The 22254-nt window shown below is 71.5% G+C and carries 24 protein-coding genes; 22 read left to right on the top strand and 2 right to left on the bottom strand.

Features of this window, described 5'->3' with window-relative positions:
• Positions 1 to 81 precede the first annotated feature (81 nt).
• The 12 genes from ACIRA5_RS12835 to tsaE all read left to right on the top strand — a co-directional run bounded on the left by ACIRA5_RS12835 (position 82) and on the right by tsaE (position 10538).
• Positions 82 to 495: an ATP-binding protein gene (locus ACIRA5_RS12835; protein WP_143602633.1), complete on the top strand. Its 414-nt coding sequence runs from the start codon at positions 82 to 84 to the stop codon at positions 493 to 495.
• A 171-nt stretch (positions 496 to 666) separates the two neighbouring features.
• Positions 667 to 1407 carry a DUF4232 domain-containing protein gene (locus ACIRA5_RS12830; RefSeq protein ID WP_403690228.1) on the top strand — a complete coding sequence of 247 codons (741 nt, stop codon included), beginning with the start codon at positions 667 to 669 and terminating at the stop codon, positions 1405 to 1407.
• An 80-nt stretch (positions 1408 to 1487) separates the two neighbouring features.
• Entirely contained in the window at positions 1488 to 1679 is a 192-nt protein-coding gene (locus ACIRA5_RS12825) for a hypothetical protein (RefSeq protein ID WP_403690225.1), read from the top strand.
• Between the two features lie 136 nt (positions 1680 to 1815).
• Entirely contained in the window at positions 1816 to 2307 is a 492-nt protein-coding gene (locus ACIRA5_RS12820; protein ID WP_403690223.1) for a peptidylprolyl isomerase, read from the top strand.
• 205 nt (positions 2308 to 2512) lie between these two features.
• Positions 2513 to 3127, top strand: coding sequence for an RNA polymerase sigma factor (locus ACIRA5_RS12815; protein ID WP_403690220.1), 615 nt, complete (start codon positions 2513 to 2515; stop codon positions 3125 to 3127).
• Positions 3124 to 4377, top strand: a complete 1254-nt coding sequence (locus tag ACIRA5_RS12810) for a CU044_5270 family protein (protein WP_403690217.1) — start codon at positions 3124 to 3126, stop codon at positions 4375 to 4377. The genes ACIRA5_RS12815 and ACIRA5_RS12810 overlap by 4 nt, the downstream gene beginning before the upstream one ends.
• Before the next feature lie 64 nt (positions 4378 to 4441).
• On the top strand, positions 4442 to 4813 hold the full coding sequence (locus tag ACIRA5_RS12805; protein WP_060895278.1) for a holo-ACP synthase: 372 nt from the start codon (positions 4442 to 4444) through the stop codon (positions 4811 to 4813).
• A gap of 61 nt (positions 4814 to 4874) precedes the next feature.
• Positions 4875 to 6314: an NAD(P)H-hydrate dehydratase gene (locus ACIRA5_RS12800; protein WP_403690213.1), complete on the top strand. Its 1440-nt coding sequence runs from the start codon at positions 4875 to 4877 to the stop codon at positions 6312 to 6314.
• A gap of 233 nt (positions 6315 to 6547) precedes the next feature.
• Positions 6548 to 7441: a L,D-transpeptidase family protein gene (locus tag ACIRA5_RS12795; RefSeq protein WP_403690709.1), complete on the top strand. Its 894-nt coding sequence runs from the start codon at positions 6548 to 6550 to the stop codon at positions 7439 to 7441.
• 46 nt (positions 7442 to 7487) lie between these two features.
• A complete protein-coding gene (gene alr / locus ACIRA5_RS12790) occupies positions 7488 to 8642 on the top strand; it encodes an alanine racemase (RefSeq protein ID WP_403690210.1) in 1155 nt (384 codons plus the stop codon).
• Between the two features lie 158 nt (positions 8643 to 8800).
• Positions 8801 to 10039, top strand: a complete 1239-nt coding sequence (locus ACIRA5_RS12785; RefSeq protein WP_403690207.1) for an alpha/beta fold hydrolase — start codon at positions 8801 to 8803, stop codon at positions 10037 to 10039.
• Entirely contained in the window at positions 10005 to 10538 is a 534-nt protein-coding gene (gene tsaE / locus ACIRA5_RS12780) for a tRNA (adenosine(37)-N6)-threonylcarbamoyltransferase complex ATPase subunit type 1 TsaE (protein WP_095853078.1), read from the top strand. The genes ACIRA5_RS12785 and tsaE overlap by 35 nt, the downstream gene beginning before the upstream one ends.
• 114 nt (positions 10539 to 10652) lie before the next feature.
• Here the strand turns inward: tsaE and ACIRA5_RS12775 are convergent, their stop codons facing one another.
• Entirely contained in the window at positions 10653 to 10808 is a 156-nt protein-coding gene (locus ACIRA5_RS12775; protein ID WP_403690204.1) for a hypothetical protein, read from the bottom strand.
• A 170-nt stretch (positions 10809 to 10978) separates the two neighbouring features.
• Positions 10979 to 11530, bottom strand: coding sequence for a hypothetical protein (locus ACIRA5_RS12770; protein ID WP_403690201.1), 552 nt, complete (start codon positions 11528 to 11530; stop codon positions 10979 to 10981).
• Between the two features lie 122 nt (positions 11531 to 11652).
• Between ACIRA5_RS12770 and tsaB the strand changes: the two genes are divergently transcribed.
• From tsaB to ACIRA5_RS12720, 10 genes are all read left to right on the top strand, one after another.
• On the top strand, positions 11653 to 12315 hold the full coding sequence (gene tsaB / locus ACIRA5_RS12765; protein WP_403690199.1) for a tRNA (adenosine(37)-N6)-threonylcarbamoyltransferase complex dimerization subunit type 1 TsaB: 663 nt from the start codon (positions 11653 to 11655) through the stop codon (positions 12313 to 12315).
• Between the two features lie 17 nt (positions 12316 to 12332).
• Complete coding sequence (rimI, locus tag ACIRA5_RS12760) at positions 12333 to 12839, top strand: ribosomal protein S18-alanine N-acetyltransferase (RefSeq protein WP_060895788.1); 507 nt, start codon at positions 12333 to 12335, stop codon at positions 12837 to 12839.
• A complete protein-coding gene (tsaD, locus tag ACIRA5_RS12755) occupies positions 12832 to 13941 on the top strand; it encodes a tRNA (adenosine(37)-N6)-threonylcarbamoyltransferase complex transferase subunit TsaD (protein ID WP_403690197.1) in 1110 nt (369 codons plus the stop codon). Before rimI ends, tsaD begins: the two co-directional genes overlap by 8 nt.
• Entirely contained in the window at positions 13938 to 14189 is a 252-nt protein-coding gene (locus ACIRA5_RS12750) for a hypothetical protein (RefSeq protein WP_403690194.1), read from the top strand. Before tsaD ends, ACIRA5_RS12750 begins: the two co-directional genes overlap by 4 nt.
• 100 nt (positions 14190 to 14289) lie before the next feature.
• On the top strand, positions 14290 to 15330 hold the full coding sequence (locus tag ACIRA5_RS12745) for a LacI family DNA-binding transcriptional regulator (RefSeq protein WP_403690192.1): 1041 nt from the start codon (positions 14290 to 14292) through the stop codon (positions 15328 to 15330).
• A 192-nt stretch (positions 15331 to 15522) separates the two neighbouring features.
• Positions 15523 to 16824: an extracellular solute-binding protein gene (locus ACIRA5_RS12740; RefSeq protein WP_403690708.1), complete on the top strand. Its 1302-nt coding sequence runs from the start codon at positions 15523 to 15525 to the stop codon at positions 16822 to 16824.
• Positions 16825 to 16833: 9 nt separating this feature from the next.
• Positions 16834 to 17868, top strand: coding sequence for a carbohydrate ABC transporter permease (locus ACIRA5_RS12735; protein ID WP_403690189.1), 1035 nt, complete (start codon positions 16834 to 16836; stop codon positions 17866 to 17868).
• Positions 17865 to 18746, top strand: a complete 882-nt coding sequence (locus ACIRA5_RS12730) for a carbohydrate ABC transporter permease (protein ID WP_403690187.1) — start codon at positions 17865 to 17867, stop codon at positions 18744 to 18746. Before ACIRA5_RS12735 ends, ACIRA5_RS12730 begins: the two co-directional genes overlap by 4 nt.
• Before the next feature lie 42 nt (positions 18747 to 18788).
• Entirely contained in the window at positions 18789 to 21014 is a 2226-nt protein-coding gene (locus ACIRA5_RS12725; RefSeq protein WP_403690185.1) for a glycoside hydrolase family 3 N-terminal domain-containing protein, read from the top strand.
• 112 nt (positions 21015 to 21126) lie between these two features.
• On the top strand, positions 21127 to 22188 hold the full coding sequence (locus ACIRA5_RS12720; protein WP_403690182.1) for a LacI family DNA-binding transcriptional regulator: 1062 nt from the start codon (positions 21127 to 21129) through the stop codon (positions 22186 to 22188).
• Positions 22189 to 22254 lie beyond the last annotated feature (66 nt).

Raw genomic sequence — 22254 nt, 5'->3', positions numbered from 1 at the left:
CTGCCGGGACGGCTGCGTCAATGCCACCGCCCGACACTGCCGCGTATCCCCAACCCCCCACCCCTCGAACGGAGTTCAGCCATGCCCGAAACCGTCGCCGAACCCTGGGAATACATGATGTACATCCCCCACGACCTCCGTGCCGTCACCGTCAGTCGCCGTACCGTCCGCCTGATCCTCACCCTGCACGGCCTGATCCGCCTCGCCGACGTCGCCGAGCTGGTCGCGGCCGAGCTGGTCTCCAACGCCGTACGGCATACGAAGGGGCAGGCGGCGCTACGGGTGCAGTGGCGGGCCGGGGTGCTGCGCATCGGCGCCTGGGACGCGGACCCGCAGCCGCCGGAGCCGTCCCTGCCGTGGGACCGGGTCGCCGACGCGGAGGAGGGGCGCGGCCTCGCCCTCGTGCGGGCCTGCGCCGATCTGTGGGGCTGGCAGCCGCTGGCCAGGAACGGGCAGCGCGGCAAGTACGTGTGGTGCGAGCTGGCGGCGGCCTGATGCTGTTGCGCGGTCGACTTCACCTTCCGTAACGGCGCGTCGACTCGTGTGTCACAGGGGCGTCTTGAAGCAAGTCCTGTCGCAACGCCCGCCCGGCGGTGGGTCTCCTATGAAGCAACAACGCCCGCTCAGCCGGAGCGAGCGCGACGACACCGCTTCCCAGGAGTACCGATGCGCGTCAAGAAGATGTCCGTCCTCGCCCTCGTCGTCGCCGCTGCCGGCCTCTCGCTGACCGCGTGCGGCAGCAGCGACGGATCGAGCGCTTCCGCCAAGACCGGCGCGTCCAACACCGGCGCGTCCAACACCAGCGCGTCCACCGCCGCGAGCGGCTCCACCGGCGGCAAGGGCTCGACCTCGGGTTCCTCCGCGTCCGGTTCCTCCGCCGACGGCAAGGGCTCGACCTCGACCTCAGGTTCGTCCTCGTCCGGCTCCTCCACCGGCTCCAGCAAGGGCAGCGCGGTCACCGCCCAGGGCCAGTCCTCGACGGCGGCCTCCATGTGCAAGACCGACCGTCTCGCCTTCAGCGCAGCCGCCACGGGGGTCAAGGACCAGATAGTCGTCAACCTGAAGAACACCGGTGCCGGCAAGTGCAGCATGCACGGCTTCCCGGGCGTCCAACTCGTGGGCCCCGACGGTCTGGGCGACACCGGGCCCGACGCCGCCCGCACCGACGTCTCGGGGTCCACCGTCACCATCGGACCCGGCGAGGAGACCCGCTTCCTGCTGCACTTCATCCCGGACACCAGCGGCTCCGGCAAGACCTACACCCGGCTCTCCGTCACCCCGCCCAACGAGAAGGTCTCGGAGATCGTGAACCTCAACGACCTGGCCTTCACCATCTCCGCCTCCAGCGGCAACGCTCCCGACGTCTACGTCGACCCCATCGGCTACCACGTCGGCTCCGGCAAGTGAGCCCAGCAACATCAGGCGGGGGCGTCCTCTCCTGAGAGGATCACCGCACCGTACGGATATGCGAATGCAGGGTGGGGAACATGAGCGTTCTGGTGCTGGCCGGTCTCCTGGTACTTGTCATCGGTGGGTGCGTGTGTGTGGTGTGGGCGTCGCGCGGCGGGCCCCGCTGGGTCCGGGGCGTGGCGGCGGTGACGCTCGTCGTGGGGGAGCTGGTGCGCGCCTCCGCGAAGAACAACCGGCGGCGGAGTGTGAATCGGTCCGGCGGAGAGTGACTAGGGCTTGCGAAGAGGCTCGTCGCGGTGGTGGTGTTAGGCCGTTTGTCCCGCTGTGGGGGTTCCCGTTGTGACCCGTGGGTCGGTGCCCTCTTATTCTCGGACACGACCTTTCGAATACAAGAGGAGCAGTGCCATGGGACAGAACGTCTTCTTCGAGGTGTCCGCGGACGGGGTGCCGCTCGGCCGGATCGAGTTCAAGCTGTACGACGACGTGGTCCCGGAGACGGCCCGCAACTTCCGTGAGCTGGCCACCGGCCAGAACGGGTTCGGCTACAAGGGCTCGCCGTTCCACCGTGTCATCCCGGACTTCATGCTGCAGGGCGGTGACTTCACCAACCAGAACGGCACCGGCGGCAAGAGCATCTACGGTACGAAGTTCGCGGACGAGAACTTCCAGCTCAAGCACACCAAGCCGGGTCTGCTGAGCATGGCCAACGCCGGCCCGAACACCAACGGCTCGCAGTTCTTCATCACCACGATCGTCACCGACTGGCTCGACGGCAAGCACGTCGTCTTCGGTGAGGTCGTCGAGGGCATGGACGTCGTCCGGGCCGTCGAGAAGCTCGGCAGCCGTTCCGGCGCCACGTCCAAGAAGATCGTCATCGCGGACTGCGGCACCGTCTGAGAAACCCGGCCGGACATCACAGCGGCCGTACAGCACAGAGATCGAGCGGGAACGGCTGCGGCCGTTCCCGCTCGTTCGGTATCGGGCACCCCTCGCCTCTCCACGGCGTGACGCGGACCACACCGCATGAATTTCGGCCCGCCCTGTAAGAAGTGGGCCGTCACGCGCATTGCTTGGTGAGAGAGCCGAGATGAGGGGATGGCGTGTGACACATGCCCAACGCTTCAGGGATGTCTACGAGGAGTGCTATCCGCGCGTCCTCGCCTATGCCACGAGTCTGGTGGGCCGACAGGTAGGCGAGGACATCACGAGCGAGACGTTCACCGTCGCCTGGCGGCGCGTGCGGGACATTCCGCAACCCGCACTGCCCTGGCTGCTGGGAGTGGCCCGCAACCTGGTGCGCGAACTGCGCCGCCGCGACAGCCACCAGTACGCCCTCGCCGCCGAGGAGGCGCAGCGCATCAGCAGCGGGGCCCGCAGCGACGTCGGTGACGTCGCGGCGGATGTGACCGACCGGGAAGCCGCGTTGCAGGCCCTGGCGAGTCTGTCCGACGCCGACCGGGAACTGCTGACTCTGATCGCCTGGCACGGGCTGAGCCCCAAGCAGGCGGCACGCGTCCTGGGCTGCACCATCGCGACGCTGACCGTCCGGCTGCACCGGGCCCGCCGCCGTCTGGAGAAAGCCCTGGAGGCGGTGTCCCCGGCGGAGACGGCGTCCGTAGAACCCGCACAAGCCCCGCCCGCACCAGCGCAGGCCGCGCAAGTGCCACCCGCTCGGACCCCGCACCGCAGCACCGATCGCAAAGGAGCACTCACATGAAGAACACCCCCACACGGTCCGGGCGGCCCGACGTCCTGAGGGTGCTCGCGGACGCCCGGCCCGACGAACTCGACCCGGCCCGGCTGGCCGACTCCCCGCGGCAGCGCGACGACCTGGCACGCATCCTGGCCGGAGCGACGGACAGTCGCACGGCACGCTCCCATGAACCGCGGCGCCTCTGGGCCGGGATCCGGCCGCTCGGGACCGTCGTGGCGGTCGCAGCCGTCGCGGCGTCCGTGGTGGTCGTCAGCACGCTCGACGGGCAGGATCCTTCAGGTGTGCGCGCGAGCGCCCACCCGCAGTCCCCGGCCGCCACGGCGGGGTCGGCCTCGGCGGCGTCGCAGGGCCGTGCCGACGTCCGGGTCGACGGCCGCCTCGAACTGCTCAGCGTGGCGAAGAAGGCGGAGACACCGGCCGCCGAGGGAACGTACTGGCAGACCACCACGCGCTCGGAGGACGTGAACGTCGTCGGCGCGAAGGGACAGCTCTTCGCCGTGCGCACCACGTCGACCGGCGAGTGGTCGGTGGGTGTGCGTCCGGGAACCCAGAGCCTGATGGTCTCCGGTCTGGACGACGTGACCGCGCCCCGCACCGAGGCGGACAAGGCGCGCTGGCGGGCCGTGGGCTCGCCCGTCGCGGTGCAGGCCGAGGCCTCGACGGCGGCCGGACAGGGCACGCTGGGGTACAGGATCGGAACCGGGCGGCCGATGGTCATGCGGACGAACGCCGACGACAAGATCTACGCCCTCGGCCCGCGGAACGTCTCGTACCAGGATCTGCGCGAACTCCCTTCCAATAGTGGGGAGTTGCGCCGTCAGCTGGAGAAGCTGTACGGGGAGGACAGCAGCGGTGCCGAGACCAGCGGCGGCCGCACGGCCGCGGTGCTGCGTCAGGCGGCCGACCTCATCACGATGCCGGTGAAGCCCGCCGTACGGGCGGCCGCGTACCGGGTGATCGCGGACCTGCCCGGCGTCCGGGGGCTCGGGCGTGTCACCGATCCACTGGGGCGTGAGGGCGTCGGTGTCGCGTTCCCCGGCACGGCGCGTACTCCACTGGGGAGCGTGCAGCAGCGGCTGGTCGTGGACCCGTCCACCGGCGCGATGCTCTGCGAGCAGAGCGTGCTGGTAGAACCGTCGGCCAGGGCCCGGGAGGCGGGTCTCGACGCGGGTACGACGGTGAACTACGAGGCGACGACGCGGATGAGCTGGGGCGAGCACCAGATCACCGTGCCGAAGAACGCCGAGCACTGAGCTCGCGCAATCAACGCCGAGAGGTCGGCACGTCGGCGGCCGTCCGGCCCATAGGGTGCTGGGCATGAGCATCATCGGGGTCGGTATCGACGTGGCCGAGATCGACCGGTTCCTGGCGGCGCTGGAGCGTACGCCGGGGCTGGCCCATCGGCTCTTCCTGGATCAGGAGTTGCACCTGCCGAACGGGGAGCGCCGCGGCATCGCGTCCCTGGCCGCGCGCTTCGCCGCGAAGGAGGCGGTCGCCAAGGCGCTGGGCGCTCCGGCGGGCATGCACTGGACGGACGCGGAGGTCTACGTCGAGGACAGCGGCCGGCCACGGCTGCGGGTGACGGGGACGGTGGCGGCGCGCGCGGCCGAACTGGGCGTCCGCTCGTGGCATGTGTCGCTGAGCCATGACGCGGGGGTGGCCTCGGCCGTGGTGGTGGCAGAGGGGTAGGGCGGGGGAGGGGCCGGCGGCCGGGGCGGCGCGGTGAGCGCGCGTACGGGAGACTCGACCCATGCGTACTGCGTACAGCGTGGAGACGGTCAGGGCGGCAGAGCGTGAGCTGATGGCGCGGCTTGCGGAGGGTGCGCTGATGCAGCGCGCCGCGGCCGGACTGGCCGCTGCCTGCGCGGACTTGCTGGGACGGGTGTACGGCAGCCGGATCGTGCTGCTCGTGGGCAGCGGGGACAACGGGGGCGACGCCCTGTACGCCGGGGCCCGGCTGGCGCGGCGGGGGGCGGGGGTCACCGCCGTGCTGCTCGTGCCCGAACGGACGCACGGCGCGGGCCTGGCCGCGCTGCGGCGGGCCGGGGGCACGGTCGCCGGGTCCGGCGCCGCCGAGGAGTTGATCCTGCGGGCCGACCTCGTCGTGGACGGGATCGTCGGCATCGGGGGCAAGGGCGGGCTGCGGCCCGAGGCGGTGCCGCTGGCCCGGTACGCGGCGGACTCCCGGGCGGCCGTGGTCGCCGTGGACCTGCCGAGCGGGATCGAGGCCGACACGGGAGAGGTCCTGGGCACCGCCGTCCGCGCCGATCTGACGGTGACCTTCGGGACGCACAAGCCCGGGCTGCTCATCGACCCGGGGCGCGAGTACGCCGGTTCCGTACGCCTCGTCGACATCGGGCTCGAACTGCCCGAGGAGGCCGAACTGGAGGCCCTTCAGCACGCGGACGTGGCGGCGCGGCTGCCGGTGCCCGGGGCCGAGAGCGACAAGTACCGGCGCGGGGTCGTCGGGATCGCGGCCGGGTCCGCGCGGTATCCGGGCGCCGCCGTGCTCGCCGTGTCCGGCGCGTTGCGGGGTGGGGCAGGGGCGGTGCGCTACGTCGGGCCCGCGGCGGATGCCGTGATCTCCCGCTTTCCCGAGACGCTCGTGTCGGACCAGGGGCCCGCACGGGCCGGGCGGGTCCAGGCGTGGGTGGCGGGGCCCGGGGTCGGGGACGACGCGTCGGTGGTGGCGCAGGTGCTCGAGGCGGATGTGCCGGTGCTGGTGGACGCGGACGGGCTGCGGCTCGCGGACCGGTCCGCTGTACGGGCCCGTACAGCGCCCACGCTGATGACTCCGCATGCCGGGGAGGCGGCGGCGTTGCTCGGGGTCTCGCGGGAGTCGGTCGAGGCGGCTCGGCTGGCTTCGGCGCGGGAGTTGGCGCTTCGGTACGGGGCGACCGTGCTGCTGAAGGGGTCGACGACCCTGGTCGCCGATCCGGGGGGCGGTGCGGTGCGGGTGAATCCGACGGGGACGGCGTGGCTGGCCACGGCCGGGAGCGGGGACGTGCTGTCGGGGCTTGCGGGGTCGTTGCTCGCGGCCGGGTTGTCGGCGCTGGACGCGGGGAGTGTGGGCGCGTATCTGCATGGGCTGGCGGGGAGGCTCGCGGCGGACGGGGCGCCCTTGGGGGCGCATGATGTCGCGGCGGCGATTCCGGAGGCCTGGCGGGACGTCCGCGACGCGCTCCGCTGAGTCCGCGGTTCTTTGTCTGCGGGTCCGGTGGGGGCTGGGCGCGCGGTTCCTCGCGCCCCTGGGTCGGGGCTTTGCCCCAGCTCTCCGGGTGGGTTCCCTGGCCGCGGGGCGGTGGGGGCCGGGCGCGCGGTTCCTCGCGCCCCTTACGGGGGCGCTGCGTTGCCCATTACGGGGGACCCCGTCCGCGCGGCTCACCCCCGCTCGCCCCGGGGTTGCGTATCGCTGGTCGCATGATGATGAGCAGACGAATGAGATGCGGGAGCGTGGGGGTGCTCCTCGCCCTGCTGGTGGTGATGCCGGTGGAGGGGGCGGCGGCGCAGGCCGGGCCCCCGGCACCCGGGCCGGGAAGCGAGCTGGTGCCCGGCGTGCCGCCGGGGCCCCATCAGCCGTGGCAGGTGGACACGCCGGACCAGATGCTGCCGCCCAGGGTGTACACACCGAGCGCGCAGGAGGACGCCGTCGAGCCGAGGGACGCCCCCGCGGAGACGGACGCGCTCATCGAGTACGTCCCCCTCAGTGAGGCCGTCGCGGGCCAGTCCGTGACGTGCACCAAGCTGACCGGGCCGTACCAGCGGCAGGTCGAGCGGTGGCTGAAGCTGAAGGTCGACGGGAAGCAGTCGGCGGGCGACTGCGCCGCCATCCGGGCGTTCCAGACGAAGCAGGGGATCAAGCCGGACACCGGCTTCGCCGGCCCCGTCACCTGGGCCCGGATGCAGCTGCTGTCCGCGAGGAAGAACCCGAACGCGGCCGGGAAGTGTCCCGTGCGGTCGTACCGCGTCGCGTGCGTGGACCTGCCCCGGCAGCTCACCTGGGTGCAGAAGGGGAAGAAGGTGCTGTGGGGACCGGTGCCGATGCGCAGCGGGCGGGCCGGGTACCGGACCAGGACCGGCTGGTTCAAGGTCTACTGGAAGCACAAGAACCACTGGTCGACGCTGTACAACAGCCCGATGCCGTACAGCCAGTTCTTCAGCGGCGGACAGGCCTTCCACGCCATCTACGGCAGTGTCTACGACCCGAACGGCTCGTGGGGCTGCGTCAATCTGCGCCTCGCCGACGCCCGCTCCCTGTGGAACGTCACCAAGACGAACGACCACGTGTACGTGTGGGGCCGCAGGGCCGGCACCTGACCGTCCTCCGGGGGCCCTCGGGCCCCTCTGAGACACTGGGGGCGCGATGAACGACACAGCACCCCTGCGCGCCCGCGCAGAGATCGACCTGGCCGCCCTGCGAGCCAACGTGCGGACCCTGCGTGCCCACGCGCCGTCCGCGGCCTTGATGGCCGTGGTCAAGTCCGACGCGTACGGCCACGGGGCGGTCCCGTGCGCCCGCGCCGCGCTGGAGGCGGGCGCCACCTGGCTCGGCACCGCCACTCCCGAGGAGGCCCTCGCCCTGCGCGCGGCCGGCCTGACCGACTGCCGGATCATGTGCTGGCTGTGGACGCCGGGCGGGCCGTGGCGGGAGGCCGTCGAGGCCGACCTCGACGTGTCGGTGAGCGGGATGTGGGCCCTGCGGGAGGTCATCGCCGCGGCCGAGGCGGCCGGGACGGCCGCCCGGGTCCAGCTCAAGGCCGACACCGGGCTCGGGCGCGGCGGCTGCCAGCCCGCCGACTGGCCCGAACTCGTGCGCGAGGCACTGCGCGCCGAGGAACGCGGGCTGATCGACATCACCGGTCTGTGGTCGCACTTCGCCTGCGCCGACGAACCCGGGCATCCCTCCATCCGTGCCCAACTGGACCGTTTCCGCGAGATGGTGACGTACGCCGAGGAGCGGGGCGTGCGCCCCGAGGTGCGGCACATCGCGAACTCGCCGGCCACGCTGACCCTCCCCGAGAGCCACTTCGACCTCGTACGGACGGGGATCGCGGTCTACGGCATCTCGCCCAGCCCGGAGATCGGCACCCCGGCCGATTTCGGGCTGCGCCCGGTGATGACGCTGAGCGCGTCCCTCGCGCTGGTGAAGCACGTACCGGGGGGCCACGGGGTCAGTTACGGGCATCACTACGTCACCGCGGGTGCCACCACCCTCGGCCTCGTCCCCGTCGGCTACGCGGACGGCGTGCCGCGCCACGCCTCCGGCACCGGACCGGTGCTGGTGGGCGGCAAGTGGCGGACGGTGGCGGGCCGGGTCGCGATGGACCAGTTCGTGGTCGACCTGGGCGGGGACGAGCCGGTGCCCGGTTCGGAGGCGATCCTGTTCGGTCCGGGCGACCGGGGCGAGCCGACCGCCGAGGACTGGGCGCGGGCGGCGGGGACGATCGCGTACGAAATCGTCACCCGGATCGGAACCCGAGTGCCGCGCGTATACGTGAATAAGGAACAAGGCGGGTAACCCACAAGGAGTACAGGGGGTGCCCCGCGCAGGACAACAGGGCAACAGGACATAGTTGCACCATCAGCGGTACCTCCGGCACCACCCTCAGCACGACCGGCACCACCCCCAGCACGACCTTCTGAAGTGAACGACACCCCGGCGAAGAGGAGCGGTACGTGAGCGAGAGCAGCGCGGAGGCCGTCACGGACGTCGCCGCGGCGGCCGTCGCCTCCGCCGCCGGGAACTGGCGCAAGGCCGGTATCGCCGGCGTCGCCATAGGCGTGGTCGCCGCGGGCGCCGCCGCCGGAGTCGCCATAGAGCGGCTGACGGTGGGCCGCGGCATGCGCAACAAGGCCCGCCTCGCACTCGACTCGACGGGCCCGTACGGCTCGCTGCGCGGCACGCCGGGCAAGGCGTACGCCGACGACGGCACCGAGCTGTACTACGAGGTGGACGACATCGAGCAGGATGTGACGTTCACCCCGCGCCGGCGCCGGCTCTTCGGGCGCAAGGCCCCGGCCCCCGTCACCGTCGTCTTCAGCCACGGATACTGCCTCAACCAGGACTCCTGGCACTTCCAGCGGGCCGCGCTGCGCGGGGTGGTGCGCACGGTGCACTGGGACCAGCGCAGCCACGGACGCTCCGGGCGCGGGGTCGCGCAGGCGAAGGACGGCACGCCCGTCTCCATCGACCAGCTGGGCCAGGACCTGAAGGCCGTCATCGACGCGGCCGTGCCCGAGGGGCCGATCGTGCTGGTGGGGCACTCCATGGGCGGGATGACCGTCATGGCGCTGGCCGACCGGTATCCGGACCTCGTCCGCGAACGGGTCGTCGCCGTCGCGCTCGTCGGTACGTCGTCGGGGCGGCTCGGCGAGGTCAACTTCGGGCTGCCCGTCGCGGGTGTCAACGCGGTGCGCCGGGTGCTTCCCGGGGTGCTGAAGGCGCTCGGTCAGCAGGCCGCCCTGGTGGAGCGGGGGCGGCGGGCCACGGCCGACCTGTTCGCGGGGATCATCAAGCGGTACTCGTTCGCGTCCCGGGACGTCGACCCGGCCATCGTGCGGTTCGCCGAACGGATGATCGAGGGCACTCCGATCGACGTCGTCGCGGAGTTCTACCCGGCGTTCACCGAGCACGACAAGACCGAGGCCCTCGCGTACTTCGCCGAACTGCCGGTGCTGGTGCTGGCCGGGGTCGGCGACATGGTGACACCGAGTGAGCACAGCGAGGCGATCGCGGACCTGCTGCCGGACGCCGAACTGGTGCTCGTCCCGGACGCCGGGCATCTGGTCATGCTGGAGCACCCCGAGGTGGTCATAGACCGTCTCGCCGACCTTCTGATGCGCGCGGGCGCCGTCCCGGCAGGGGCTACCGTGGGTGGCTATGGAAGCACCAGCAGCAGCGCACAACCCGGCTGAGCCCGCCGCCGAGGGCGTGAACGTCCGGATCACCGTCAACTCGCCAGAACAGATGCGGGAGTTGGGCCTTCACCTGGCCAAGCTGCTGCGCGCGGGCGATCTCGTGATGCTGAACGGGGAGCTCGGCGCGGGCAAGACGACGCTGACCCGTGGCCTCGGCGAGGGGCTCGGCGTACGGGGCGCGGTCACCTCGCCGACGTTCGTCATCGCCCGGGTGCACCCCTCCCTCGGTGACGGCCCGCCGCTCGTGCACGTGGACGCGTACCGGCTGGGCGGCGGGCTCGACGAGATGGAGGACCTCGACCTCGACGTGTCACTCTCCGACTCGGTGATCGTCGTGGAGTGGGGCGAGGGCAAGGTCGAGGAGCTCACCGACGACCGGCTCGACGTCGTCATCCACCGGGCCGTCGGCGACACCACGGACGAGGTACGGCACGTCACGCTCACCGGGCTCGGGGAGCGCTGGGCGACGACCGATCTGAGCGTGCTCGCGGCTTGATCACCCTGGGTGAGGGTTCCGGGGGACGTGAAGGTTCCGACAAGTCGTCGGCAAGATGTTGCGTTCGGTGTCCCGGCCGTGGTCACATGGACCTCAGTCCGTAGTTAGGTCTACCTAACCACGCTTGCCCCCGAATCCCCAGGAGGCGTCCATGTCGGCTTCGGAACGTGACGTGCCGGTCCAGCAGCCGTGCGGTGGGGTGTCGATGCGGGATCTCCTGGCGTCGTGTGCGGCGGCCGACGCGGTGTCCAGGCCGCCTCGGGCGCCCATGCCGGAGGCTCCGCGTGCGCAGGCGCGGCCGCGTAAGGCCGCGTGAGCGCTCCGCCGGAGGGGCAGTACTTCGTCTGCGGGTGGGTGGGGGCTGGTCGCGCCCCGCGGCGGAGCCGCTCATGTGCACAGCCCCGCGCCCCTCAGGGCGCGCCTCCGCACAGGTGCGCCAACTACCGGATGACGATTACCTTCACGCCGATCGTCGCGAAGTTCCACATCGCGGTGCCGTTCTTGCGGGACTCCCGGATACCGCCGAGTTTCTTGGTGGAGTCGGGGGAGCCCGTGGAGCCGTCTATGGCGGAGCTGAAGCCGATCGTCACGCCGTCCACGACGGCGAAGCGGACGACGTGCTCGATCTGGGCGCCGTCCGATCCGGTGACGGCCTTGGAGCGAGAGGTGACGGCGTAGGTGCCGACCGCCGGGTCCACCGTGCCGGGGGTGACCTTGAAGGTGTGCTCGGTCCTGTTGTTCGCGGTGACCAGCCACACGCGGTCGTCGTCGACCGAGTAGACGACCCGCTCACCCCTGCCCGAGGCGGTCGGCAGCGCCACCGGGTTCTTCTTGTCCCGGGGAGCCTTCGTGGTGGGGACCTTGGACGCGCCCGCGGGGGGCTTGCTCAGCGTGTCGGGCACGTTCGCGGACGCCTGGTAGGCGAGGAAGCCGACCACCGCGACAGCCGCCGCGGTGAGCCCGGCCACGAATCCCGAGCTGCTTCTAGCCACCTTGTGTACCCGCCTCTCGTACCGCGTTCGTGTCCATTACGTCCTTTGTGGTGACGGTAGCAGCCGCCGCCCCGCAGACCGGGACGGCCGTGCGTCCCGCTCGGGCGCCGTAGGCTGTTTGCGTGCTCTTGCTCGCTCTGGATACCGCCACCCCCGCCGTGACCGTCGCCCTGCACGACGGCACGTCCGTCATCGCCTCGTCGAGCCAGGTGGACGCGCGCCGGCACGGAGAGCTGCTGCTGCCGGCCGTCGACCGGGTGCTCGCCGAGGCAGGCCTCAAGCTGGACGCCGTCACCGGCATCGTCGTGGGCGTAGGCCCCGGCCCGTACACGGGGCTGCGCGTCGGCCTCATGACCGCCGACACCTTCGGCCTCGTGCTCGGCGTGCCCGTGCACGGCCTGTGCACCCTCGACGGGCTCGCGTACGCCGCCGACGCCGCCGGCGTCGAGGGCCCGTTCGTCGTCGCGACGGACGCCCGGCGCAAGGAGGTGTACTGGGCGCTGTACGACGACCCCCGTACGCGTGCCTCCGCGCCCGCCGTCGACCGGCCCGCCGACATCGCCGGGACGGTCGCCGGTCTGCCCGCCGTGGGCGCGGGTGCGCTGCTCTATCCCGACACCTTCCCGGACGCCCGTGCTCCCGAGCATGTCCCGGCGGGCGCGCTCGCGTCCCTGGCTGCGGAGAAACTCGCCGCGGGCGAGGAGCTGGAGGCGCCCCGGCCGCTCTACCTGCGCCGCCCGGACGCCCAGGTGCCCAAGAACTACAAGGTGGTCACCCCGAAGTGACCTCCGAGCTGCGCGAGATGCGCTGGTGGGACATCGATCCCGTACTGGAGCTGGAGAAGGACCTCTTCCCCGAGGACGCCTGGTCGCGGGGGATGTTCTGGTCCGAGCTGGCCCACGCCCGCGGGCCCGGGGCGACGCGCCGGTACGTGGTGGCGACCGAGAGCGGCCGACTCGTCGGATACGCCGGGCTCGCCGCCTCCGGTGACCTGGGCGACGTACAGACCATCGCCGTACGACGTGATCAGTGGGGCACCGGCCTCGGCGCCCGGCTGCTGACCGAGCTGCTGCGGGCCGCGACCGCGTTCGAGTGCGCCGAGGTCATGCTCGAGTGCCGCGTGGACAACGTCCGCGCGCAGAAGCTGTACGAGCGCTTCGGCTTCGAGCCCATCGGCTTCCGCCGCGGCTACTACCAGCCGGGCAACGTCGACGCCCTGGTCATGCGGATGCGCACCGCGTCCGACAGCGGCTCCGCCCCGGGTTCACCCTCAGTAAACGGCGTACAAGGAACAGAGAGCAATGGCTGACGAACCGCTGGTCCTGGGTATCGAGACCTCCTGCGACGAGACCGGCGTCGGCATCGTCCGCGGCAACACGCTGCTCGCGGACGCCGTCGCGTCCAGCGTCGACGAGCACGCCCGTTTCGGCGGCGTCGTGCCCGAGGTCGCCTCCCGCGCCCACCTGGAGGCGATGGTGCCGACCATCGACCGGGCGCTCAAGGACGCGGGGGTGAGCGCCAGGGACCTGGACGGCATCGCGGTCACCGCGGGGCCCGGGCTGGCCGGCGCGCTGCTCGTCGGGGTCTCGGCGGCGAAGGCGTACGCCTACGCGCTGGGCAAGCCCCTGTACGGCGTCAACCACCTCGCCTCCCACATCTGCGTGGACCAGCTGGAGCACGGCCCGCTGCCGGAGCCGACGATGGCCCTGCTCGTGTCGGGCGGCCACTCGTCCCTGCTGCTCTCGACCGACATCACCTCCGACGTACGGCCCATGGGCGCGACCATCGACGACGCCGCGGGGGAGGCCTTCGACAAGATCGCGCGCGTGCTCAACCTCGGCTTCCCCGGCGGTCCGGTCATCGACCGGTACGCGAAGGAGGGCGACCCCACCGCGATCGCCTTCCCGCGCGGGCTCACCGGGCCGCGCGACCCGGCGTACGACTTCTCCTTCTCCGGTCTGAAGACGGCCGTGGCGCGCTGGATCGAGGCCAAGCGGGCGGCGGGCGAGGAGGTGCCGGTGCGTGATGTGTCGGCCTCCTTCCAGGAGGCGGTCGTCGACGTGCTGACCCGCAAGGCCGTACGGGCCTGCAAGGACCAGGGCGTCGACCACCTCATGATCGGCGGTGGCGTGGCCGCCAACTCTCGGCTGCGGGCGCTCGCCCAGGAGCGCTGCGAGGCCGCGGGGATCCGGCTGCGGGTGCCGCGGCCGAAGCTGTGCACGGACAACGGGGCGATGGTGGCCGCACTGGGCGCGGAGATGGTGACGCGTGGGCGCGCCGCCTCGGACTGGGACCTGTCGGCGGACTCGTCCCTCCCGGTGACCGACCCGCATGTGCCCGGGCGTTCACCTGACCAGGGCCACGATCACGATCACGTGCACGAGGTCTCCAAGGAGAACCTGTACTCGTGAGCGTCGCGCTGATGTGGGAGGCGCGGGCCGTCCCCGGGCGGGGCGACGAGCTGCTCGCGTGGGTGCGCGGACAGGAGCTGGCGAGCGAGCCGCTGCGACGGGAGGTCCTGCGCGCACCGCAGGACCGGGTCCTCGTCATCACCTGGTGGGACGCGCCCTACGACGCCGACCTGCCCGAACTCCCGGAACCGGCCGGGGAGTTGGTGACCCGGACGGTCCATCGGTGGCGGTTCGAGTCGGTCTCCTGACGCTTTCGTCTCCGGCCGGGTTTCACGCCGACCTCGCTTTTCCGGAAGACTCCTGCAAAGTTTCGCGTGTGGGTGTGGAACGGTAGAGGAGCGGTTCGACGTGTCGACGGAGGTGGGCGCAGTGGCCCGGGAGAGCATCAAGAACAAGGTGACGATCACCGAGATCGCCCGGCAGGCCGGTGTCTCGGTGCCCACCGTGTCGCGTGTCGTCAACGGTCGCTCCGACGTGTCGCCGGAGACCCGGGCCCGCATCGAGGACCTGCTGCGGCGCCACGGCTACCAGCGCAGGTCGTCCGCGCCGGGTGACCGGGCGGCCCTGATCGACCTGGTCTTCAACGACCTCGACAGCCCCTGGGCCGTGGAGATCATCCGGGGGGTCGAGGAGGTCGCGCACGCGTCGGGCGTGGGTACCGTGGTCTCCGCCATCCACGGTGCGTCGGGCTCGGCGCGGCAGTGGATGACCAATCTGCGCGCCCGTGCCTCGGACGGCGTGATCCTCGTGACCTCGGTCCTCGAACCCCGGCTGCACGAGGAGTTGCGGCGGCTCGGGGTGCCGCTGGTCGTGATCGATCCGGCGGGGTCCCCGACCCTCGACGTGCCGACCGTCGGCGCCGCCAACTGGGCGGGCGGGATGGCGGCGACGGAGCATCTGCTCGGGCTCGGGCACCGGCGGATCGGCTTTGTCGCCGGGCCCGTGCGGTTGCTGTGCTCGCGGGCGCGGCTCGACGGGTACCGGGCGGCGCTGGACGGCGCGGGGGTCGCGGTCGACGACGCGCTGATCGTGCCGGGGGACTTCTACCATCAGGCCGGCTTCGACGGCTGCAACACGCTGCTCGACCTGGAGGAACCGCCGACCGCCGTGTTCGCGGCGAGTGACCAGATGGCGCTCGGGGCGATCGAGGCGCTGCGGCGGCGAGGGATGCGGGTGCCCGAGGACATGAGTGTCGTCGGGTTCGACGACCTGCCGGAGGTCCGGTGGTCGGCGCCGCCGCTCACGACGGTGCGGCAGCCGCTCGCGGACATGGGGAAGCTGGCCACCCGGACGGTGCTCCGGCTGGCGCTGGGCGAGGAACCGGTCTCTCCGAGGGTCGAACTGGCCACTGAGCTGGTCGTTCGGGCGAGTACGGCGCGACGGGGCTGACGGCGGCCCCACGGGCGGGGGCTTGAGGTTGTCGCGGGGCTGCGGGCCGGTGCGACCAGCCACGAACCACCCGCGGTCAAAGAACTTCCGATATTTGTCAGGGGCGTTGACACGTCTGTCGTACCCCCGTAACTTCCGGCGCACTCGGCCGATAATTATCGGCTCTCTTCCGGAAGGTGTGCGATGCGAGCGTTGGGCGACACCTACACCTCTTTCTCCCGCCGGAGGTTCCTGGCGGCATCCGCGGCGACCGGACTGGGGGCGGCCGCCCTGAGCGCGTGCGGTTCCTCCGACAGCGGGAACAGTTCGGGCAAGACCACGATCGAGTGGTGGAACATCACCACCACCGACCCGGCGAAGAAGCTGTGGGCCCAGCGCGCCAAGGACTTCGAGGCCGCGCACCCGGACGTGAAGGTCAAGATCGTCACGCTGGAGAACGAGGCGTACAAGTCCAAGATGACCGCGCTGACCACCTCCGGGAAACTGCCGGACATCTTCCACACCTGGGGCGGCGGAGTCCTCAAGCAGCAGATCGACGCGGGTCTGGTCGAGGACCTGACGGACAAGGTCTCCCCGTGGACGACGAACTTCGTGCCCGCCGCCATGTCGGCCTACCAGTTCGACAGCAAGACGTACGCCGTCCCGTTCGACATCGGCATGGTCGGCTTCTGGTACAACAAGGCGCTCTTCAAGAAGGCCAGGATCACCACCCCGCCCACCACCTGGTCCGGCTACCTCGACGCCGTCAAGGCCCTCAAGAGCGCCGGGATCACGCCCATCGCGCTGGCCGGCAAGGAGAAGTGGCCCGGCATGTACTACTGGGCGTACCTGTCGATGCGCGTCGCCGGACTGGAGGCGATGCAGAAGGCCGCCACCGACGCCGACTTCACCGGCGCCGGGTTCGTCACGGCCGGCCAGCACCTCAAGGACCTCGTCGCGCTCGAACCCTTCCAGAAGGGGTTCCTCGGCGCCGCCTACTCCGAGCCCAACGGCGAAGCCGCCACCATGGGCAACGGCAAGGCGGCCATGGAGCTGATGGGCCAGTGGGCGCCGAGCGTCGAGAAGTCCTCCGGCAAGGGCCTCGGCGCCGATCTCGGCTTCTTCTCCTTCCCCTCCGTGGAGGGCGGAAAGGGCGCGCTCACCGAGGTGTTCGGCGGGGGCGGCGGCCACGCGGTGCGCAAGGGGGCGCCGGACGCGGCGGTGGAGTTCCTGAAGTTCTTCGCGGAGACGCAGTTCGCCGAGACCCTCGTCAAGGAGACCGGCCTGATACCGGTGTCCAAGGACGCGCGCCCCGCGCTGACCGACCCCAACCTCACCGCCGTGTCGGACGCCCTGAACAACGCCACCGGCTTCCAGCTCTACCTCGACCAGGCCTACGCCCCCGCCGTCGGCCAGGAGATCAACGACAGCGTCGCCGCGCTCATCGCCGGCTCCAAGTCGCCCGAGCAGGTCACGCGTTCGGTGACCCAGGTCGCCAAGAGCGAGAAGAGCTAGCGGCCGGCGATGACGCACTCGACCTCGACCTCGACCTCGACCTCGACCTCGACCGCGTCGACGTATGTGCCCGAGCTCGGCAAGTCGACCGGCGCGACGGCCGTTTCACCGGGCGGGGGGCCCCGCCGTCCCGCCCTGCGGCGCGTGCGCGACTGGTTCGCGGCCTTCGTCTTCACGGTCCCGGCGCTCGCCCTGTTCGGCATGCTCGTCCTGCTGCCGATGGGCTACGCCTTCTACGTCAGCTTCTTCAACTGGGGCGGATTCGGCTCGCCCACCGACTCCGTGGGGTTCGACAACTACACTCGGCTCTTCCACGACCCGGTGTTCCTCGGGGACCTGTGGCGCGGCTTGCTGCTCGTCGCCTTCTCCCTCGTCCTCCAGCTGCCGTTCGCGCTCGCCATGGCCGTGCTGCTCAACCAGAGACTGCGCGGCCGGGCCGTCTACCGGATGCTGTTCTTCGCGCCGTACATCCTGTCCGAAGTCATCACCGGCGTGCTGTTCAGCATGATCTTCGCGCCGGGCGACGGACTCGCCGACAAGGTCCTCGGCGCGGTCGGTCTCGACGGCCTGGGCGGGCTCTGGTTCGCGGGCCAGAACACCGTCCTGCCCACCCTCTTCCTGGTCATGACCTGGAAGTACTTCGGCTTCCACATGATGCTCTACCTGGCAGGCCTCCAGGGCATCCCGGCGGAGCTCCACGAGGCGGCACGCATCGACGGCGCCGACAGCTGGCAGCGCTTCCGCCACGTCACGCTCCCGCTGCTCGCGCCGACCCTGCGGATCAGTGTGTTCCTGTCCGTGATCGGCGCCATCCAGCTCTTCGACCTGGTGTGGGTGATCTCCGCGGGCGGTCCCGACCACCACTCCGAAACCATGGTCATCAGCATGTTCCAGTACGGCTTCAAGCGCTACCAGATGGGCTACGCCAGCGCGATCAGCGTGGCGATGTTCCTGATCAGCCTCGTCTTCGCCCTCGCCTACCAGCGTTTCGTGCTGCGCCGCGACACCGAAGGAGCCATCACCACCATGCGAGCAGGCCGATGAGCACCGTCGTGAAGAACACCGTCCCGAAGAACACCGTCCCGAAGAGTGTCGTACGCCGTCGCAGGCTGCGCACACTGCCCGTGTACGTGACCCTGTGGCTGGTCGGCGCGGTCATGGTGACCCCACTGCTGTACGCCCTGGTCTCCGGCTTCAAGTCCACCGACCAGCTCTCTCACAACACCTTCGGCCTTCCCCACCCCTGGGTGACCTCGAACTACACCTCGCTGCTCGGCTCGGGAACGTTCTGGCGGTCCGTCGGCAGCAGCACCCTCATCGCGGTCGCCACCGCTTTGTTGACCGTGGGGGCGTCGGCGCTCGCCGCCTACGCGCTCGCCCGGTTCGCCTTCCGGGGCAGGGAAGTGCTCTTCACCGTCTTCACGATGGGGCTGATGTTCCCCTTCGCGGTGGCGATCCTGCCGCTGTTCATCCTGCTGCGCACCTTCGGGCTGCTGGACAACCCCTGGGGCGTGATCCTGCCCCAGGCCGCGTTCGGCCTGCCCATGACGATCGTCATCCTGCGCGGCTTCTTCCGGGAGATCCCCGGCGAACTGGAGGAGGCCGCCACCCTCGACGGCTGCTCCCCGTTCGGCTTCTTCTGGCGCATCCTGCTGCCGCTGGCCCGCCCGGCGCTCGGCACCGTCTCCGTCCTCGCCATCGTGGGCAGCTGGAACAACTTCCTGCTCCCCCTGCTCGTCTTCAGCGAACCCACCTGGTGGACGGTCCCCGTCGGGATCCAGCAGTTCCAGGGCCAGTACGCCTCCGATGTGGCCCGCATCTTCGCGTATCTGGTCCTCGCCATGGCGCCCGCCCTGGCCTTCTACGCGGTCGCCGAACGACAGCTGATCGGCGGCATCACGCTCGGCGCGACCAAGGGCTGAGCACCAGCCTCTCCAGATGCCCCTGTGGATGTGAGGAGTTACATGACCGACCCCTGGCAGGACACCGCTCTGCCCGCAGGCGTCCGCGCCGCCGACCTGCTCGCCCGTATGACCACGGAAGAGAAAGTCGCCCAGCTCTACAGCGTGTGGCCCGGCTCGAACGAGACCCCGGGCCGGGACATGGCGCCGCTGCAGCACGCCCTGTCCGAGGACATCGACCTGACGCGGCTGCTCCCGCACGGGCTCGGCCAGCTGACCCGCCCCTTCGGCACCGCGCCCGTCGACCCGGCCGAGGGCGCCGCCCGCCTCGCCTCCCTCCAGGAACGCATCCGCTCCGCGAACCGCTTCCGGCTGCCGGCGCTCGCGCACGAGGAATGCCTCACCGGGTTCACGGCCTGGCGGGCGACCGTCTTCCCGACCCCGCTCGCCTGGGGCGCCAGCTTCGACCCGGGCCTGGTGAAGGAGATGGCGGCGGCGATCGGCGCCTCGATGCGCTCGGTCGGCGTCCACCAGGGCCTCGCCCCGGTCCTCGATGTCGTACGCGATCCCCGCTGGGGCCGTACGGAGGAGTCGATCGGCGAGGACCCCTACCTCGTGGCGACCGTCGGCACCGCCTATGTCCAGGGCCTGGAGTCGGCGGGTGTCGTCGCCACCCTCAAGCACTTCGCCGGCTACTCGGCCTCCCGGGGCGCCCGCAACCACGCGCCCGCCTCGCTCGGCCCGCGCGAACTGGCGGACGTCATCCTGCCGCCGTTCGAGATGGCCGTACGGGAGGGCGGGGCGCGGTCGGTGATGGCCTCCTACAACGACCTCGACGGGCTGCCCGCCCACGCGCACCGCCGACTGCTCACCGAACTCCTGCGGGAGGAGTGGCAGTTCACCGGCACGGTCGTGGCCGACTACTTCGGGGTGTCCTTTCTGGAGACCGCGCACGGACTCACCGATTCGCCCGCGGGGGCCGCCGGGCTCGCGCTCGCGGCGGGCGTGGACATCGAGCTGCCCGCCGTGCGCTGCTACGGCGCCGGGCCCCTCGACGAGGAGTTCGTGGACCGGGCCGCGCTGCGGGTGCTGACGCAGAAGTGCGAACTGGGGCTGCTGGACCCCGACTGGGCACCGCCCGCCGACTCCGCTTCCGCCGATCTCGATCCGCCGCACATGCGGGCGCTGGCCCGGCAGTTGGCGCAGGAGTCGGTCGTCCTGCTGGCCAACGGGGGTACGTTGCCGCTGGCGTCCGGGGTGCGGCGGATCGCCGTGCTCGGCCCGCTCGCCGACGATCCCGCGGCCATGCTCGGCTGCTACACCTTCCCCCGCCATGTCCTCCTCGACCACCCCGAGGTCGAGATGGGGGTGGGCGTGCCGACGCTGCTGGAGGCACTGCGCGCCGAGCTGCCGGACGTGGAGTTCACCGACGATCCGGTGGCCGCCGACGTGTGTGTGGTCGCGGTCGGCGACCGCTCGGGGCTGTTCGGGCGGGGCACCTCGGGCGAGGGGTGCGACGCGGCCGATCTCGAACTGCCCGAGGGGCAGGGAGAGCTGGTCGACAAGACGCTGGCCTCCGGGACACCGGTCGTGCTGGTGCTGCTGTCGGGGCGGCCGTACGCGCTCGGGCGCTGGGCGGACCGGTGCGCGGCGGTGGTCCAGGCGTTCTTCGCGGGACAGGAGGGAGGTCCCGCGGTGGCCGGGGTGCTGTCCGGGCGGGTCAACCCGTCGGGGCGGCTCCCGGTGAGCGTGCCGCGCGAGCGGGCCGGGCAGCCGTGGACGTATCTCGCCCCGCCGCTCGGACAGCGCGGCGAGGCCAGCAACCTCGACCCGACGCCGCTGTTCCCCTTCGGACACGGACTGTCGTACACGACGTACGACTGGCAGGCGCCGTCGGTCGACGACACCGCGTTTCCGACGGACGGCGAGACGACCCTGCGGCTGACCGTCCGCAATACGGGGGAGCGGGCCGGTACCGAGGTCGTGCAGCTCTATCTCCACGACCCGGTCGGCAAGGTGGCGCGGCCGGTGGCCCGGCTGGTGGGCTACGCGCGGGTGCCGCTGGAGGCGGGCGCGTCGGCAGAGGTCCACTTCACGGTCCCGGCGGACCTGGCCGCGTACACCGGCCCGGACGGCGACCGGATCGTCGAACCGGGGGAGCTGGAGCTGCGGTTGGGGGCGTCCAGCGCCGAGGGCGAGGTGCGGTACGCGGTGCCGGTGACGCTGACCGGGCCCGAGCGGGTGGTGGGCCGGGAGCGGCGGATGCGGTGCGAGGTGCGCGTGAAGTGAGCCGTCGGCTCCCGCAGCGGCCGAATGTTTCTCGCCAGTCTCCGAATGTTAAGGACCTCAGTGAGGTCGGAGAGGGGCCGCCCGGCGTGCGCCCGGGGATACGATCGCGCCCATGAATCCCGCGAAGCCCGTGGAGAAGCGGATGGCGGACCGTTCCTCGGGGACCGCGACCCTCGCTGAGATCGCCCGCGAGGCCGGCGTCTCCGCGCCGACTGTTTCGAAGGTGCTCAACGGCCGGGCCGACGTCGCCCCGGCCACCCGCACCCGGGTCGAGGAGCTGCTGCGCGCGTACGGCTACCGGCGCCGCCGGGCCGAGGCGACCCGCTCGCCCCTCATCGACGTGGTCTTCCACGAGCTGGAGAGCGCCTGGGCGATGGAGGTGATCCGGGGCGTCGAGAACGTGGCGCGGGACGAGGGGCTGAGCGTCGTCCTCTCGGAGAGCGCGGGACGGCTGACCCCCGGGCGGACCTGGGCCGACCAGGTCGCCGCCCGTCGCCCGCACGGCGTGATCCTCGTCCTGTCCCGGCTGGACGAATCCCAGCGCGCGCTGCTGACCAGCAGGTCCATCCCGTTCGTGGTGATGGACCCGGCGGGCGACCCGGGCGACGACGTGCCGTCCATCGGCGCCACCAACTGGCACGGCGGGCTGGCCGCGACCCGCCATCTCGTCGACCTGGGGCACCGGCGGATCGGCGCGATCAGCGGGCCCTCGCGGATGATGTGCAGCCGTGCCCGGGTCGACGGATACCGGGCGGCGCTGGAGACGGCGGGACTGCCCGTGAACCAGGAGCTGATCCGGGTCGGGAACTTCCACCACGAGGACGGCTACCGGCTGGGCCTCGACCTGCTGCGCCGCCCCGACCGCCCGACGGCTGTCTTCACCGGCAACGACCTCCAGGCGCTCGGCCTGTACGAGGCCGCCCGCGAGCTGGGTCTGCGCATCCCGGAGGACCTGAGCGTCGTGGGGTTCGACGATCTGCCGGTGGCACGCTGGGTCGGGCCGCCGCTGACGACCGTACGGCAGCCGCTGACGGAGATGGCGGAGGCGGCGGCCAGGCTGGTGCTGGAGCTGGGGCGCGAGGAGCGGCCGGCGGCGGGGACCAGGGTGGAGCTGGCGACGAGTCTGGTGGTGCGCAGCAGTACGGGGGCGGCTCCGACGGTCGGCCTGGCGTGAAGTGGACGTATTGACGAGTGGGGCATCCCGCCCCACACTCCTCCGAAGCCAGTCGGTTGCAAGACC

It is taken from the genome of Streptomyces sp. NPDC096311 (assembly GCF_044763085.1).
GTDB lineage: Bacteria > Actinomycetota > Actinomycetes > Streptomycetales > Streptomycetaceae > Streptomyces.
Note: the sequence above shows the minus strand (reverse complement) of the source record. Positions and strands in the feature narration are given on the sequence as shown.

Bases quoted from the DNA above. Each gene is read 5' to 3' on its own strand.
- ACIRA5_RS12835 (WP_143602633.1), top strand. From the start codon at position 82: ATGCCCGAAACCGTCGCCGAACCCTGGGAATACATGATGTACATCCCC.
- ACIRA5_RS12830 (WP_403690228.1), top strand. From the start codon at position 667: ATGCGCGTCAAGAAGATGTCCGTCCTCGCCCTCGTCGTCGCCGCTGCC.
- ACIRA5_RS12825 (WP_403690225.1), top strand. From the start codon at position 1,488: ATGAGCGTTCTGGTGCTGGCCGGTCTCCTGGTACTTGTCATCGGTGGG.
- ACIRA5_RS12820 (WP_403690223.1), top strand. From the start codon at position 1,816: ATGGGACAGAACGTCTTCTTCGAGGTGTCCGCGGACGGGGTGCCGCTC.
- ACIRA5_RS12810 (WP_403690217.1), top strand. From the start codon at position 3,124: ATGAAGAACACCCCCACACGGTCCGGGCGGCCCGACGTCCTGAGGGTG.
- ACIRA5_RS12805 (WP_060895278.1), top strand. From the start codon at position 4,442: ATGAGCATCATCGGGGTCGGTATCGACGTGGCCGAGATCGACCGGTTC.
- ACIRA5_RS12800 (WP_403690213.1), top strand. From the start codon at position 4,875: ATGCGTACTGCGTACAGCGTGGAGACGGTCAGGGCGGCAGAGCGTGAG.
- ACIRA5_RS12795 (WP_403690709.1), top strand. From the start codon at position 6,548: ATGATGAGCAGACGAATGAGATGCGGGAGCGTGGGGGTGCTCCTCGCC.
- alr (WP_403690210.1), top strand. From the start codon at position 7,488: ATGAACGACACAGCACCCCTGCGCGCCCGCGCAGAGATCGACCTGGCC.
- tsaE (WP_095853078.1), top strand. From the start codon at position 10,005: ATGGAAGCACCAGCAGCAGCGCACAACCCGGCTGAGCCCGCCGCCGAG.
- ACIRA5_RS12775 (WP_403690204.1), bottom strand. From the start codon at position 10,808: ATGGGCGCCCGAGGCGGCCTGGACACCGCGTCGGCCGCCGCACACGAC.
- rimI (WP_060895788.1), top strand. From the start codon at position 12,333: ATGCGCTGGTGGGACATCGATCCCGTACTGGAGCTGGAGAAGGACCTC.
- tsaD (WP_403690197.1), top strand. From the start codon at position 12,832: ATGGCTGACGAACCGCTGGTCCTGGGTATCGAGACCTCCTGCGACGAG.
- ACIRA5_RS12735 (WP_403690189.1), top strand. From the start codon at position 16,834: ATGACGCACTCGACCTCGACCTCGACCTCGACCTCGACCTCGACCGCG.
- ACIRA5_RS12730 (WP_403690187.1), top strand. From the start codon at position 17,865: ATGAGCACCGTCGTGAAGAACACCGTCCCGAAGAACACCGTCCCGAAG.
- ACIRA5_RS12725 (WP_403690185.1), top strand. From the start codon at position 18,789: ATGACCGACCCCTGGCAGGACACCGCTCTGCCCGCAGGCGTCCGCGCC.
- ACIRA5_RS12720 (WP_403690182.1), top strand. From the start codon at position 21,127: ATGAATCCCGCGAAGCCCGTGGAGAAGCGGATGGCGGACCGTTCCTCG.